This window comes from Microcoleus sp. Pol11C3, from assembly GCF_036701485.1.
Lineage (GTDB): Bacteria > Cyanobacteriota > Cyanobacteriia > Cyanobacteriales > Microcoleaceae > Microcoleus.
In genome coordinates, this window is sequence record NZ_JAUBQW010000028.1 from 1 (window position 1) to 15,330 (window position 15,330).

Consider the following 15,330-nt stretch of genomic DNA (forward strand, 5'->3'; position numbering starts at 1 on the left):
AATTCATGCCCTCACGTCAATTTTTAGGAATTCCTAACTGAGTGATGCGAGCATTACAGAGATTTTTGGGTGTTTTTACTCACTATTATCCCCTGAATTTGCGTATGTGCCAGTTGGGGTGCGGAATGTGGGTTAGAAGTTATGAGGAGGTTTCTCGCAGCTTGGAACAAGCCGAACAGCGGGCGGCTTTACTGGCAGAAAGACTGCGAGCCATGGGAATTGACCCGGAACAATTGTAAACTAGATGGGGGAAAAGAGCGATCGCACTTTTAAATTTTAGCAAAACTGCGATCGGCATAATGACTAATGACTAATGACTAATGACTAATGACTAATGACTAATGACTAATGACTAATGACTAATGACTAATGACTAATAACTAATAACTAATGACTAATGACTAATAACTATTTCCCCTCTTCTAACCTCAAAAAATGCACCTGTCCCGAAGCCTCTGCCGCCACAATTGTCACCCCATCAGGTGCAATAGCGCAAGCTTTCAAAGCACTATCTCCCCGGAAACTAGCAATTACTTCTCGACTTAACAAATCCCAAACTTTGAGAGTATTATCGTCCGAAACAGAAATTGCCTTTGTCCCCATAGTCGCCACAGATGTTACCGCATCAGCATGACCTGCCAAAGTAAAAACTTCTTTTCTACTTGACAAATCCCAAACTTTCAAATTGTGTTCCCGCCCCCCAGAAATCGCCCATTTGCCATCCGCCGTAACTGCCACAGCATTCACAAAACTCTCATGACCGTTGAGAGTGAAAAGTAGATTTTTGACGGCTAAATTCCATAAATTTGCCAAAATATTCTTTTCTTTCCCCAAACTCCAAACTTTCAGAGTTTTGTCGCCGGAAGCCGAAATAACCCGCTTGCTGTCGGGAGTAACTGCCACAGCTTTTATCCCGTCCTCATGACCGGAAAAAGTAAAAAGTTCCTCTCCTGTTTCTAGATTCCAAACTTTAATAGTTTTGTCTCCCGAACCGGAAATCGCCATCGTTCCGTCTGCCGTCACTGCCACAGAATTTACCCAGTCTGTATGACCAGTCAAAGTAAATATTTCCTTTCCCGTTTCTAGATTCCAAACTTTCACAGTTTTGTCGCCGGAACCAGAAACTACTAGCTTGCTATCCGGTGTTACTGCGATCGCTTTTACCCAATCTTGATGTCCCGAAATAGTAAAAATTTCCTGTCCGTTTTTGAGATTCCAGACTTTAATGCTGTTGTCTCCTGAACCGGAAATTGCTTTCGTACCGTCTGCCGTCACTGCTACAGCATTTACCCAGTCATCGTGACCTGCAAATGATAAACTTTCTTTGCCTGTTTCTAAGTGCCAAACTTTGAGAGTTTTGTCAGAGGAACCAGAAACTATCCGCTGGCCGTCGGGGGTAACAGCCACAGCATTCACTGGCGCGATGTGATTGGTAAAAGTGAAAAGTTCTTCTTTTGTTTCCAGATTCCAAACTTTCAGCGTTTTGTCGCCGGAAGCCGAAATTACCCGTTTGCCGTCGGGACTGACTGCCACCCCTTGAACGAAACTGCCGTGTTTTCCTAAAGTAAAAAGTTGCTTTTTTTCTGACAAACTCCAGACTTGAACTGTTCCGTCGTAACTGCCGGAAATTATTTGTTCGCCGTCGGGAGTAACTGCTACACTTTTTACCCAGTCTGCATGACCCGTAAGAGTAAAAAGTTCTTTTCCGGTTTCTAGGTTCCAGACTTTAAGGCTGTTGTCTCCCGACCCGGAAATTAACCGTTTGCTATCAGGACTTACGGCTACGGACTGCACAAAACTGCTGTGACCTTTGAAGTTAAAAATTACTTCCCTGCTTGTGAAATCCCAAACTTTAATACTGCCATCCCAAGAACCAGAAATTACTAGCTTGCCGTCGGGAGTTACTGCTACTGCTTCTACGGCAAAAGTATCGCCGGCAAAAGTAAATATTTCTTGTCCAGTTTCTAAATCCCAAATTTTAATCGTATTGTCCCAAGAACCGGAAATTACTTTAGTGCCGTCGGGGGTGACAGCTACAGCATTGACGTAGGTAAGATGACCTTTGAGGGTGGCAAGTTCTTCTCCTGTTTCTAAGTGCCAAATTTTGAGAGTGTGGTCGGAGGACGCAGAAATTGCGCGCTTGCCGTCGGGGGTGATTGCTACAGCTTGTACCCAGTCTGTATGTCCGGTGAGGGTACGCAATAATCTCCCGCCGGGAGGAGTAAAGCTGGGCGTTAGCGGTCGCAGCCAGGGGGTTGTTTGGTGTTGTGCCTGTGCTAGCAGTGCTTGAATTTCTGGACTTTCAAAGCACATTAAGCGGGCTATTAGTTGGGTGGCTAGTTGGCTTTTGTCTTGGGCTAGAATGTGGGCAGACAGCCGAATTGTTTCTTGGATTAATTTGAGTAGGTCGGCTTTTTGGTATGAGATAATAATATCGGGACTTGTTGCTAAATCGTAATCTTCTATTAGCGCCTGTACTCCCGATGCTGACAGCTTGGCTTTAATAAAATTGTAATCTGTTAGTAAGCTGTATAATTTTTCGTAGTCTGAAGTCGCTGCTAGCTGACTTGGCAGGATTCCCAGGTAGTGCGTCTGTTCTGCGGGCTGCATTTTATCCAGCCCTTGTGTAAACTCGCTCATAAATTTACGGATGTGTTTTTTAAATGTATACGATCGCTAGCTGCACCCTACCGAAAAGCCGATCGAGAATCTTTTCTCTTGACTTAGCATGACATATTTGAATGCTATGTGCTACGGGCTTGCTGTCCTCGGTTTGGTGATGGTTCGATGAATTGCTGGTTTTTTAGTCTGAGTCTGCTTTGAGAATTTTCAAGCAGTGCGATTACAATAAATCGCCACCAATATAATTCAACTCAGTAACGCCCAATTTACCGCTCAATCGACAAAAGCTCACATATATCGTTGTTTTTCTTAACCTAGCTGGTATTTGGGCGATGATGGTCGATCGATCAACACTGTCACAACTAAAAAGTTTCAGGTATCGTAATCCTATTTAATGTGCGAAAAAGACTTTTTATAACGAAATATGATGGCGGATGCTCTAATATTCTGTCAAGTCGGCCGCATCAGCGAGGCAGATGTCCCCCTGGTTGGGTTTCGTACCTCAACGGCATCTGCAATCTGTTTCGCCCAAAGCTCTCAGAAAGCTTTGCAGGTGCGCCCCCTTCCTCTAAAATATAGAAAATGACTTGCACTCTTAAACCGGGTTTCTAGACAAAATCATTGGTTTGACCGCTAGGTACGTAGGAAGAAACCGGGTTTCTGACTCCATAGCCCGCAAGTCACGATCGCAAATAAAGCAGTATTGACTTTAGAGACAAATTTCATGGATGTTATCGAGTTTTTCGAGTTAAGTGCAGGTAAATGGTTTTCTCAGCGTACCGTACACAATCTCAATTCTGGGGAATTGCAGGCAGGTAAATCCGACCTCAAAATAGAAATACTGACAGCTAGCGATGCAGCCGTCGTCAAACTTTGCCAACAAAACTCGATTAACCCGGCTTCAACTGGGCTACAGGGCGTTCGGATTAGTTGGGACGGTATTCCCGATCGCGACAAAGCTAAACAAATCGGTTCTACCATACTCGCGATCGTACCAAATCCCGACAATCCCAGCGAAGGCAAAGTGTTGCAAGACAAGGGTAACAGCCGCTACGTGATGGGCGACGACGTACTGACATTGATTACAGAATCAGACACCCTCCATGCCGAAGAAAGGCTGTGGTATCTCATGCCCAACCTGCGGCTGCGGACTAGCGTTGTTAAGCAAGCTAACGGTACCGAACAAGCATCTTTTTGTTCGGAAATTCGGATGGGAGTAAGTCCGAAAACTTAACTCTCACAAACAACGATGTAATTCCCAAACATTACACCACTTCCCAAAAATAATGCAACTGTAGGCAGATCCAAATCACGATCTTCATCAGTCATTCCTAATTCTTTAATCGAAAATCGAAAAGGGTATTACACTCTATTTCTGCTTTCTCCCTTCTTTCTTTTGCCTTCTCGGGCAATCGCTTTTAACTTGGTATGAAAATCAGTGTGTTTGACAACTGGGAATGATTTGGCTACAGGTTTGTCAGCTAATTTGTGCTCAGCTTCGGCTCGATCGGCGAGGGCGGTAACAGCCACATCTTCATATACTACAAATTCTGTATTTTCTTTTGTACGATCGTCGGCTGTAGGTAATTTTCCTGTTTCCTCTGCCTCTGTGTTTGGGACTTCTGCATGAAGCGCCACATCAAGTTGCGCCTCTGACGGCCCATGCACATCTAACTCTGCGGCAGTTACTTCCGATTCCTGATTCGATAAAAGTATATCTTCCGGTGACAGTTTAGCAGCACTTTCCCCGGTTAAATTTTGAGGAAAATTATTGCATACCAAGCGTTCAAACTCGCGATTGAAATGATAGAGAGGTTGACCTATCCGATGCCACATACTCAATAGCTGTCCCACAGAAACAGCCTTGTAGCGGCCTTGATAAAGCGCTTCAACCACTGCTAAACGCAGCCAATAGCCGGGATACTTGGTCAGCCATTCACCCGCCAATTTCTCGGCTTTTTTGCCACCTAGGTCAAAACCGTAGTGAACCAGCAGAGCCGCTGCTTGTGCAGATATTGCCGTCACTTCTGTCATGGGAACTTGGGAATTGGGATGTTGAAGGAAGAAGGAAGAGGGAAGAAGGAAGTTCGGCAACGGATTGTTTAACGGATGTAACGGATGGATATTCGGTAACGAGCAGTTTACGGGATTTAATGGATGTAACCGATAGAAGGAAGAATTACCAATTACCAACTACCCATTACCCATGATCCATTATCCATTACCAATCAGTAATTACCTATTACCAATTACCCATTGAATTAATCGGATAAACGCACGCCTCCTTCTACAGTTCGCGCGTCCCCGGAAAAAGGTTGGGGAGTCCCATTCCAATTGAAGTCGCTAATTCTAAAAGTCAGGCTGCCGACTTGACGCTCAGGATTAAAACGCAAAATGATTGCGTAGCTGCGGCGACTGTATTCTAAAGTGTAATTCGTACTGATTGTTTCCCCGCTTTCTAAATTAATAGCACTTTGAAATCCCACTCGAAAGCCTCCGTAAACTTGCTGGACAAGTCCAAAAGAGAGGACTCTCAAATCTACTAAGCGATCGAATAAAAACGGCGAGATACCGTCGCGCCCCACCTGGGTATAAGTCACGTTAAACCCAGTGTAATCGAGGAAAGGGCGGGAGAAATGACCGAACTGCCCTTGAATGCCGACGCTGGGGGCGATCGAATTTTGTCGATCGCCACTGCTGTAATAAGTGCCAACTCCTCGGAGTCCCAAGGCCAGTTGCAAGAAAGGAACCACCGGCGTCCGCGTATACCTCAAACCCTGGGTGGGAGTGCGGGGTAGCGGTTCGCCCTCCCAGAGGTTGAAGCCGCGGCTTAAGGCAAAGCTGAGTTGGGAACGGCCTAGATCGATCCGGTTGTTTTCCCGCACTGGTTCGAGCAAGTCTGCTCGATCGGTGTCAGCATTGATAAATTGAAACCCGGCTTGGTAGCTGAGATTGATGCCAGTGCTTCCGAGTGGGATGACTGGGGAAGTGAGGACTGCCCCGAGACTGCTCTGCACGGTTTGATAGCCCAGAGAACCGTTAAACAGTCGATCGCGATAACTGTATTCTGCAGCCAGAGAGTGAGTGCCGATCAACTGTCGGAGGCGCAAATTGCCCCGAAAGCTGTTTTCCGGCAAATTCGGGAAATTTTCAAAACTCAGAAATATTGCCGATCCGTCCAGCCTGGTGCGCGGGCCGAGACTAGCGCCCAACCTCGCTTTCAGCCCGTAGCTATCGGGAGAAAACGGATTACCGCCGTGCTTTTCCACAACCCGCTGCAGGTAAATTTGGGGTGTCAGGGTCAGCCGCACCGGCCCATTTTGCAACACCTCCAAACCGCACTCGGCATACAAGCCGCCTCTGTCGCCTGCATCGTAGCCAAATGTCAAACACGGGCCGTTCTGCTGCCTGCTGTCAAACACTTGCCTGCGGGGATACACGGGTATTTTCACCCGGTTATCGAACACCAAGCGGGGTTTAGTTGTGACCAATTCCTCTGCCGTGGGCGAAATCCTTCTAATCGTCGCCGTCCGGGCCCTGTATTCAAATTCCGGCGGGGAAAACGGGTCGTTAGTAATCCGAATGTTGGTTGCTACCCTTGCGCCGTCTGGCAGCAGTTCGATGCGTTCTGCTTCAAAGCGGACGCGGTTGACGGCACCAGTAACTTGGGGGGCTGCTAGCTGTCCGCCGCCGCCGATAGTCACTGTAGCAGCGCCGGGGGATTTGACTCCGCGCAGGGGCTGCTGGCTGGTAATTCGATCGCTCAGCGGCTGTTCGAGAATTGTCCCTGCACTGATATCCGTCGGCAGTGTGGGGGTCAATTCGCTACCTGCTGCGGGCAGGAAAATTTCGCCCCTTGCTTGTTCGACGGCCCCGCTGTTGAGGCCGAGATTGAACTCCATCCGCTGGCCGCGTACTACTTGTTGGCCGCGGGTATAGGCGACATTGCCGGATGCTACCACTTGGCGGGTGACTAAGTTGACGATCGCTTGATCGGCATCAATCACAGTTTGCCGGAACCGGACAACGACATTACCCACCGCCGTGACAATTTGCTGCTTGTCGTCGAATTCTTGGCTGTCAGCCTTAACTTCAATAGTATCGGCCGGAGTCACCGGAAAAGGCACCGTCCGCTGAGAAGGTGCGGTGCGGACTCCCGGCGCGGCTGGTTTAGGCTTTGGTTTGGGCGCAGGGGGCGTTCTGGGTGCGGGGCCAGTTCCCGGAGTTGGAATCTCGAACTGCTGTTGCCCGCTAGGTGCTGATTCCGGCGGTTCGGGAACGGGAATTTCAGCAGGTTGGGGAGAGTTATCTTCTAACTGCCGGCCTTTGGCCTGATACCAACTTTCCTGCTTTCCGACAACATTCCTCTCCTGTTGTTTCTGCCCCTGTGCGGTTCGTTCCCGATTGCGAAGGGCAATGGCATTTTCTACCGAACCCAATTGGTAAGACGTAAACGAGGAATCTTTCGGAGTTTCCGCAGTTTTGGGTTCTCCCACAGGAACCCGACGCTGAAATCCCACCACTGCGTCGCCACTTTCCACGGCGGCTAGGGGGTCTGCGATTTCTGGAGGCTGGTCTGTGGCTGGCGTAGTGCCGAGGAGTGTGGCGGCAGGTTCTGCTGGGGCTGGTGCGGGTTCTGGCTGAACGATATCTGGGCTTGGTTCCGGTATTTCTGCGGGGTTGCTGCGGGTGTCTCCATCGCCGGCCGCCACAGTGAGGGCGACTTTTTTTGGCTTTGCGATGTAGATGATGGCAGAGGGTTCGGGCGGCGGTACCGGATAGGGCATAGTTACAACAGGTAAGTCATCCGATTTTAGATTTTAGATTTTAGATTTTAGATTTTATAGGGTGCAAATTATTGATAATTTTTGCCTCTAAAAGGCAACTGTTTAGACATTAATCTGACATCTAAAATTTGCAGTGGCTTTGGCGGGTCGAAATATGGCTGATTTGAGAACTTGCTTTCGCCACAAGATAACCTCGCTGCTGGTGCGAGGTCAAGTTTTGTTCGACTAATTTTTGCGAGTTTGCCGGCTGGCTGGGGGGCAGCGGTGGCGTAACCCCCAGCCAGCAGGCGGGATAACTTGTTTATTCCATGTCTCTGCGGTTGGGGTTCCGGGCTGGGTCATTGGACAAAAATCCAAATATGAACAGGGAAACAAAAAATAAAACAACTACATTAACTACGATTTTGAGGGTTAGCACTGTGGGAGTCTCCAAAGATGGCATAATACTGAGCTGATTTGCTGCTGTTGCGGCAACTTTTTTATCATAAGCTAAAGATTAGTCAATTTTCTCTTTGCTTTTGAGGATTTTGGGCAAGTTGATTTTTGCCCAATTCCAGAGTTGCTCGGCGATGTTTTCTAGCCGCAGCATAACTCGATCGAGCCATTCGAGCACTTGTTCTAGGGGGTGCTTAATGTATCCCATTGATTCTGATTTTGTTTCTAAGTAGTCGCCCTCGGGTGGGACGCCTGCGCTCTGATTTTTTGGTTCTGCTGCGGCGGGGGTTGCGGCGCTGTATCGGCTGGTTTGCGCGGTGATTGCGGCTGGGGATTGGCCGTTTTGTGCGGTGTTCGGGTTGGTGTTTTTTGGCACTTGGGTTTCCGGCGCGCGCCCTGGGGTTGATTCTGCTGCGAGTGTAGAGCTATTTTTTTGAGTAACTGCTAAATCAGATAAATGAGATGCTGTTTGGGGTTGGCTTTTTGAGCTTTTTGCCAGCAAGCTCTGTTTTAGCTGCCCCAGCAGGCTGTGAAGTGCTTCTGGGTAAGGGGATATTGAGACTGCGGTCGATCGACCTTCTGCCAATTCTCCTAATTCTGCTATTTTGTCTTTGACTTTGGCGCTGCTTTGTGATTCTGCATGGGGTTCGGAACTTCCGTCGGTTAAATGCTGCGGTGCTGCTTCTCCGAATAAGTCTTGCCAGTTCAGCCAAGGTCGATCAACCTCTGGGCTTTTTTGCGTGTTTTCTTGTTCTTGTCTTTGTTTCAAATAATACTGAATTGCGACAGCTTTCTCAGTATTATCACTCGCTGCCGTTTCTTTGCCCAGGAGGTGGTCTACTGACGACCAAATAACTTTTTCGATGTTTCGAGCGTATTTTTCGAGGATATCGCGGGCGGACAAATCTAAATTGGTTTCGGTGCCGGATGTGTCAATTTTGACTCCGAGGTTTTCTTCTGTGGGTGCGGCGATTGTTTTTGCCGAGGGCGGTAGGGTAAATTCTTCGAGGTTGACGGCGGCGCGATCGAGTAAGGTAACAAAGGAGAGAGGACTAGGGGGTCGATCGAACTTGCTGTTAAAATTAGTTTCTAGTTTTGGGGTATTGTGGTTGAGCGAATTCGATGCCACAATTGACTGCTGTGCGGTTTTTGCTTCGAGCTGCGCGCGGGCTTTTTCGACTAGGATTGAATTGCGGTCGATCGATTTTTTAACTGCGAGGATTGATTCTCCAAACTGATTTCTTTTCAGAGCAACCGGGCTCGTCTGAAGCCATGCCATCAATTCCCAAAAACGACGCACCGGCGGCAACTGCGCTTTTTGGGCTGCCGACTCCAAACCGAGATTAAATTTTAATTCTTTTTGGGTAATTTCTCGCCGTTCGGGCCCGCAGTTTGCTACTTCCCAAGTTATGCGACCTTCAAGCAGTTCCTGCTGTTGGGGTGTCAAAATATCTAATATCTGATTTTCTCTTCCTACCAATACTAAAGTGCGGGCTGGGATAAAACTGGCAATTCCCTCAAGTTTCGGTTGCGGTTTTAATTGAGTTTTAGCAAGCGGGTGTTCTAAGACGGAAGTTGTTTGATGCTTTGTGATTTTTCCGCTTAAATGGATTTCCGGAGGTAAATTGTTAGCAGTATTTCCCTGATTAATTAACAGCGGGAAGCTGGCTAAAGTTTTCGCAGTTTGCGACGAGGTTAGTAAATTTTCGGCGAGGTGCAAAATTTCGGCGATCGAACTTTCCTCGGAAGTTTCGCCCTGATACCAATTTTGTTGCCCATCGGGATTTTCGTCGCCGACAAATTCTTGCAGTTCCGGTAAATCTACTTTTTGACTTGATTCCCGCAACTGTCGGCCCAGCATTCTGGAACTTTGCACCAGCAAGTAAGCTGGATAAAGCAAAATTTGGGTGGCGGTGAGAGTTGCTTCTTTGATTTGACGCCAAGTTCGATCGCAATTGTCAGCGACTTGGCGGGACTGTTTCGATATAAAATTTAATAGTCGGCTTTGGTAGGGGCCGTAGTAACCGTTGGACATAAGTTTTATTCTTGAATTCAGATTTTTGATTCGCGCCGGAATTGCTGAATATTGCTGTAAAATCAAAGCGAGATCTTAATCGCAGCTTCAAACCCTCTGAAACCTTTATTTCTTCGCGTCCTTTGCGTCTTCGCGGTTCAATCCGATTTTTGATTAATACACAATTCCTATTTTAGCGAAATATGAGCGCTTCTGTGTCACCTGCTAGCAATAATATTTCTGAAGTTGTAGAAAAGTTGCGCCGCCTCAGTCAAGTGGAGGTTCAGTCTGGTTGGAGGTACTGCGATTCTGACTCGGCGCTATCTTCAGTAAATATTTGTAACAGCCCTGTTGCCGAACTTAACAGCAAAGGACATATTGCTTGGCCGTCTGGGAAGCAAGTTTTGTATTTGGGCCAGCAATTTGTAATTCCTGACAATTTGCACGGCTATCCTGTGGTTGGTTTGCGGTTGCTGCTGGGGTTGACTTGGTGGGCAGAAGATGCTCAAATTTTTGTGAACGGCGAGTTAGTCGGACAGGGAGATTTATTTGATTTTGCCGATCGAGTTTTGTTGAGTTCGTCGGCCAATCCCGGAGATGAATTTTTAGTAATTTTACGGTTGGTAAGTCCGGGTCACGATAGCGGTGCTTTAGTACGATCGATTTGTTTGTACGAAGCTGCTAACTCTTCTTGTTTCGATCCGGGTTTTGTGGCTGCCGAATTAGAGATTTTGCAAAATTCGCTAACTCAAAATTTACAAAATTTAAATTCCCAATACCTCTCCACCGAAATAATAGCAAGTCGCTCCAGGTTTGTCAAGGGGGAAACGCTGAAATCTGCGATTGATTTGGCGATGGATTTGATTGATTGGTCGGCTGTGGGCGATCGCGAAAAGTTCGATCGCTCGTTGTCTGTTTTGCGGCACAATTTACTGGGATATCTGCGGGCTTTTTCTGAAGATTTAGATGAGGGAACCGCAGAGGCCACAGAGGCCGCAGAGGGAGGAAGAAAAGATGAGGTTTTTGAGGTTGGAGAAAATAGCAATGCTACATCTATATATATAGGAGAAATTGGTGAACAGACATCTATATATACAGGTACAATCTATTTGGTCGGTCACGCTCATTTAGATTTAGCTTGGCTGTGGCCTGTCCCGGAAACTTGGGAAGCGGCAAAGCGAACTTTTGAGTCGGTATTAAAATTGCAATCGGAGTTTCCCGATTTAATTTTCTGCCATTCAACTCCCGCGCTTTATGCTTGGATGGAAGAACATCGGCCGGACTTATTTGCTGTGATTAAAAAACAGGTGGCGGCGGGTTGTTGGGAAGTTGTCGGCGGGATGTGGGTAGAACCGGATTTAAACTTGATTTCCGCTGAATCAATGGTACGGCAAGTTTTTTACGGACAGCGTTACGCAAAAGAAAAATTTGGGGAATTGATGCGGGTAGCTTGGCTACCGGATACTTTCGGTTTTGGGTGGCAATTACCTCAGATTTTGCGGCAAGGTGGAGTTGATTATTTTGTGACGCAAAAGTTGCGCTGGAATGATACAACGGAATTTCCCCACGGTGCGTTTTGGTGGGAAGGGTTGGACGGGACTAAAATATTTAGCATGATGTCTCCTGCAATTGGCGAAAGTATAGAAGCTGTGAAAATGGCAAGTTATGCTTTTGACTGGCAAGTTAAGACTGGTTTGCAAGATACTTTTTGGTTGCCAGGGGTTGGCGACCACGGCGGTGGCCCGACTCGTGATATGTTGGAGGTGGCGAAACGCTGGAAAATGTCGCCTTTTTTCCCGAAGTTGGAGTTTGCGAAAGCGGTTGATTATTTGTCTTTGATTGAGAGTCAGTTTTTGCCGGAAGTTGCGGAAAGTTCACAGGAAAGCGATGTGGCAAAATCGGACAATCAGGAGATTTTGCGGGCGCGAGAATTGTTAAATTTGTCGGCAATTTCCGCAACTAAGCCCGAAAGCGATGTTTCAGAATCGGACAATCAGGAGATTTTGCGGGCGCGAGAATTTTCAAACTTATCGGCAATTTCGGATGCAAATCATCCCATCTCACAACTCAAAACTATTCCCCGCACTCTCCCTGTTTGGAAAGACGAACTTTACTTAGAATTCCACCGGGGTTGCTACACGACTCGCGCCGACCAAAAACGCCAAAACCGCCGCTGCGAAGAATTGCTGTACCAAGCGGAATTGCTGTCTTCGCTGGCAACGATTTGTACTGGTGCGGTTTATCCGAAATCTGAGTTAGAATCAGCTTGGAAACAAATTTTGTTTAACCAGTTTCACGATATTTTGCCCGGTTCTGCGATCGCCCAAGTTTATGCGGATGCTAATCTAGGATGGGTCGAGGTCGATCGCACTTGTCGCGAAATCCTGCTAAAATCTTTGGATGCAATCTCGGCGCAAATTTCTCTGCCGCATCCTCCTCCGCCCGACGCTCAACCAATTTTGATTTTCAATACCCTCAATTGGTCACGCTCTGAGGTTGTCGCCGTACCGCTTCCCGATTCCGCTGATTCAGCTTGGCAAATTTACGATTTGTCCCGACAGCGACTGGTGTCGCAGATTGTCAGGGGCGATCGACCGCAATCACAATCTACACTATTATTCTGGGCAAATAATATCCCCGCCGTTGGCTACCAGGTGTTTTGGCTGTGTCGCGAAGACGCTCAAACTGTGGATAATGCGTCCGCCAGTCCAGAAACTGAAAAAAAGATAGAGTTATCAAAACTTACATACGGTATAGCACAAAAAAACACAGTTAGTCAAGAAACGCCTTTTGCAGCCGCACAAATGGTTTTAGAAAATGAATTTATTCGGGCAACAGTAGACGGACAAACCGGGGATTTATCCAGCATTTGGGATAAAGTAAATAACCGAGAAGTCCTGAATGCAGTCGGCGGCAATCAACTGCAAGCATTTCAAGACACAGGCCAATATTGGGATGCTTGGAACATCGACCCAAATTATCAAAAACATCAACTAGCAGCGCCGACACTCAAAGATATTTCTTGGGTAGAGCAGGGGGAATTGCGGCAGAGTGTGCGCGTAGTGCGACAAATTGGCAAATCGGAGTTTTGCCAAGATTATATAGTAGAAATAGGTTCGCCGCTGCTGAAAATCAAGACAGTGGCAGATTGGCAAGAAACTCACGTTTTAGTAAAAGCAGCCTTTGGGTTAAATGTAGAAGCAGATTTTGCAACTTGCGAAATTCCCGGCGGTGCGATCGCACGCACAACCAAGCCGCAAACATCCGCAGAAAAAGCCAAATGGGAAGTGCCGATTTTGCGCTGGACTGATATCAGCAATGACGGTTTTGGAGTGAGTTTGCTGAATGATTGCAAATACGGTTGCGACCTTCAACCAAATCAAATTCGGCTGACATTGCTTCGGGGTTCGACTTGGCCGGATGAACAAGCAGATGTAGGAGTTTCGGAATTTACTTGTGCTGTCTATCCCCATGCTGGAAATTGGCAACAGGCCGGCACAGGTCGGCGTGGCTATGAGTTGAATTTGCCGCTGCTAGTAAATGTGTTGCCACAGTTGGGAGAAAATGGAAACAAGAGTTTACCCGAAGTTGGTAAATTCTTGGATTTGTCGGCAGACAATTTAGTGTTGATGGCGTTTAAACAATCGGAAGAAAATTCTAATGTGTGGATTTTGCGCTGTTGCGAATCCGAGGGTAAAGAGGCTGTGTTAGAATTGAATAGTGATTTGGGATTAGAAATTGTAGAGCCAGTAGATTTATTAGAACGACCAGCCAATTTGTCTGAAAAGGTGACGGAAGGGCGAGGATTTAAGATAGAGCCTTGGAAAATTGCGACTTTTGCAGTTGTGCACCAAACAGAGACCTAAAGAGTTTATACCGAAATCTGCAAGGATTTGTCAACCTACCTCTTTTTCTCTCATCTATTGTCTTCTTATCTCCCCTCTGCGCCCTCTGCGGTTCATGAAAAAAAAACTGTTCTTACAGGTAAAAGCGCGAGGCTACAATTTAATGGTATGAAGCTCATACGGCCATGATTATCCTCTTTTAGTACAGCCAAAAATAAGCTATTGCCAAAGTAACGAAAGTCAGCGGCAGCCCGAACCGCAAATGTTCTTTAAAAGTTAAATGCTCGCCGGATTTGCCTCCTACTTCAGCTACAATCAAATTAGCCACAGAACCCAACAAAGTTAAATTCCCCGCCAGAGTAGAACCCGCCGCCAACAACAGCCAAGCTTGGGTATCTGTTTTGACAATCACCGATTGCAGAACTAACACCGCCGGTACGTTAGAAATTAAGTTAGAAAGAATTACGGTAACTCCTAACAAACTCAGCGGTGTACCAGTCAAATTAGTTAAATTGTCCAACAAACCCAGTTGTTGAGTGGCTTTAGTCACCACAAACAATCCCCCAAACATTACTAGCAAATTCCAATCGACGCCCTGCAAGAGGCGATCGGACTTGACGCGCCTAGTAATTAACAATATACTGGCAGCTATCCAGGCAGATTCTGCTAAAGGTGCTCCCGCCAAAAAAGCTACTAAAAGTCCTGCTGTCACCCACAAACTTTTTGCTAGTAAAGGCTTGAACAAGCGATACCTGACTTGAGTAACCTCTGGCAAAGATTTGCAAGAACGCACTTCTGGATAAAGCAACCACAGCCAAGCTACTTGAACCAGCAAACAAATTAAAGCGACTGGGGCGAGAGAGCGGGCAAATTCTAAATAACTAATTCCCGAAAAAGAACCGACGAGAATATTTTGCGGATTCCCACTCACCGTGGCCACCGAACCTAAATTAGTACCTCCCGCTAAAGCCAAAAGATAAGGGATAGGATTGAGAGACAAAGAGCGAGTCAGACTCAGTGTTAAAGGGGCCAGCAAAATAGCAGTAGTGTCGTTGAGGAAAAATGCCGATAGAATGCCGCTGCCAAAAGTAATGGCAGCCATAATGCCGAAAGGAGAACGAGTAAAGCGAGTTAAAAACTCCAAAGCGAGTTTAAAAAAACCGGATGCTCCCAAAGCGGAATTAACGATCATCATTCCGAGCAAAAAAACGATCGTATTGGGGTCGATCGCCTCCCAAGCAGTTTTCAGGTCGAGTATCCCCAAAGCCACCACAAAAGCTGACCCGATAATTGCAACCGCTGCCCGGTTCACCCGCAGCCCCGGCAAATATCCCAAACCGAATCCGAAGTAGGTCAGTCCCAATACTAGGTATTTGAGTGTTATCATATATACTTAAAACTATTGATTGCGGATTTTTTTTATTGTCTAGGATGCTAAAAGTACAGATTGGGTAATTGCAGCTAAACCTGCTGGCATTGCAACTAGCGGGAAATATCGCCGACAGAGCGTGTACCAACTACAAACAAACACAGTGGTTGCATTGGGAAACAAAAACCAGCACGCTGGACAAGTCGTATTTTTGTTACAAGTTGTAACTTTTTTCAAACAACAGGTTTAATTTAGTTT

Annotated in this window: 9 protein-coding genes; 3 read left to right on the forward strand and 6 right to left on the reverse strand. The window is 46.8% G+C overall.

Annotation, left to right across the window (positions count from 1 at the left end):
• The first annotated feature begins 41 nt into the window (after positions 1 to 41).
• The gene (locus QUA40_RS09355; protein WP_333124388.1) at positions 42 to 239 is read left to right on the forward strand and encodes a hypothetical protein; all 198 of its coding nucleotides are present in this window, start codon (positions 42 to 44) and stop codon (positions 237 to 239) included.
• 169 nt (positions 240 to 408) lie between these two features.
• On the opposite strand, the gene QUA40_RS09360 is transcribed toward QUA40_RS09355, so the two are convergent.
• The gene (locus QUA40_RS09360) at positions 409 to 2,652 is read right to left on the reverse strand and encodes a beta-propeller domain-containing protein (RefSeq protein WP_333124494.1); all 2,244 of its coding nucleotides are present in this window, start codon (positions 2,650 to 2,652) and stop codon (positions 409 to 411) included.
• A 694-nt stretch (positions 2,653 to 3,346) separates the two neighbouring features.
• On the opposite strand from QUA40_RS09360, the gene QUA40_RS09365 reads away from it, so the two are divergent.
• Entirely contained in the window at positions 3,347 to 3,856 is a 510-nt protein-coding gene (locus QUA40_RS09365; RefSeq protein ID WP_333124391.1) for a phycobiliprotein lyase, read from the forward strand.
• 128 nt (positions 3,857 to 3,984) lie between these two features.
• Here the strand turns inward: QUA40_RS09365 and QUA40_RS09370 are convergent, their stop codons facing one another.
• The 4 genes from QUA40_RS09370 to QUA40_RS09385 all read right to left on the reverse strand — a co-directional run bounded on the left by QUA40_RS09370 (position 3,985) and on the right by QUA40_RS09385 (position 9,879).
• A complete protein-coding gene (locus tag QUA40_RS09370) occupies positions 3,985 to 4,656 on the reverse strand; it encodes a hypothetical protein (RefSeq protein WP_333124394.1) in 672 nt (223 codons plus the stop codon).
• Positions 4,657 to 4,883: 227 nt separating this feature from the next.
• Positions 4,884 to 7,409: a DUF3769 domain-containing protein gene (locus QUA40_RS09375; RefSeq protein ID WP_333124397.1), complete on the reverse strand. Its 2,526-nt coding sequence runs from the start codon at positions 7,407 to 7,409 to the stop codon at positions 4,884 to 4,886.
• Positions 7,410 to 7,710: 301 nt separating this feature from the next.
• Positions 7,711 to 7,827 (reverse strand): photosystem II reaction center protein I, encoded by a 117-nt coding sequence (locus QUA40_RS09380; protein ID WP_039887172.1) that lies wholly within the window; start codon positions 7,825 to 7,827, stop codon positions 7,711 to 7,713.
• 78 nt (positions 7,828 to 7,905) lie between these two features.
• Entirely contained in the window at positions 7,906 to 9,879 is a 1,974-nt protein-coding gene (locus QUA40_RS09385; RefSeq protein ID WP_333124400.1) for a hypothetical protein, read from the reverse strand.
• Positions 9,880 to 10,061: 182 nt separating this feature from the next.
• Between QUA40_RS09385 and QUA40_RS09390 the strand changes: the two genes are divergently transcribed.
• The gene (locus tag QUA40_RS09390) at positions 10,062 to 13,724 is read left to right on the forward strand and encodes an alpha-mannosidase (RefSeq protein WP_333124403.1); all 3,663 of its coding nucleotides are present in this window, start codon (positions 10,062 to 10,064) and stop codon (positions 13,722 to 13,724) included.
• A 178-nt stretch (positions 13,725 to 13,902) separates the two neighbouring features.
• On the opposite strand, the gene QUA40_RS09395 is transcribed toward QUA40_RS09390, so the two are convergent.
• Positions 13,903 to 15,090, reverse strand: a complete 1,188-nt coding sequence (locus tag QUA40_RS09395; protein ID WP_333124406.1) for an anion transporter — start codon at positions 15,088 to 15,090, stop codon at positions 13,903 to 13,905.
• Between the last annotated feature and the right edge of the window lie 240 nt (positions 15,091 to 15,330).

What these genes read in the sequence shown, in the direction of transcription:
- QUA40_RS09375 (WP_333124397.1), bottom strand. Translation starts at nt 7,409, where the DNA reads ATGCCCTATCCGGTACCGCCGCCCGAACCCTCTGCCATCATCTACATC.
- QUA40_RS09390 (WP_333124403.1), top strand. Translation starts at nt 10,062, where the DNA reads ATGAGCGCTTCTGTGTCACCTGCTAGCAATAATATTTCTGAAGTTGTA.
- QUA40_RS09365 (WP_333124391.1), top strand. Translation starts at nt 3,347, where the DNA reads ATGGATGTTATCGAGTTTTTCGAGTTAAGTGCAGGTAAATGGTTTTCT.
- QUA40_RS09385 (WP_333124400.1), bottom strand. Translation starts at nt 9,879, where the DNA reads ATGTCCAACGGTTACTACGGCCCCTACCAAAGCCGACTATTAAATTTT.
- QUA40_RS09370 (WP_333124394.1), bottom strand. Translation starts at nt 4,656, where the DNA reads ATGACAGAAGTGACGGCAATATCTGCACAAGCAGCGGCTCTGCTGGTT.
- QUA40_RS09395 (WP_333124406.1), bottom strand. Translation starts at nt 15,090, where the DNA reads ATGATAACACTCAAATACCTAGTATTGGGACTGACCTACTTCGGATTC.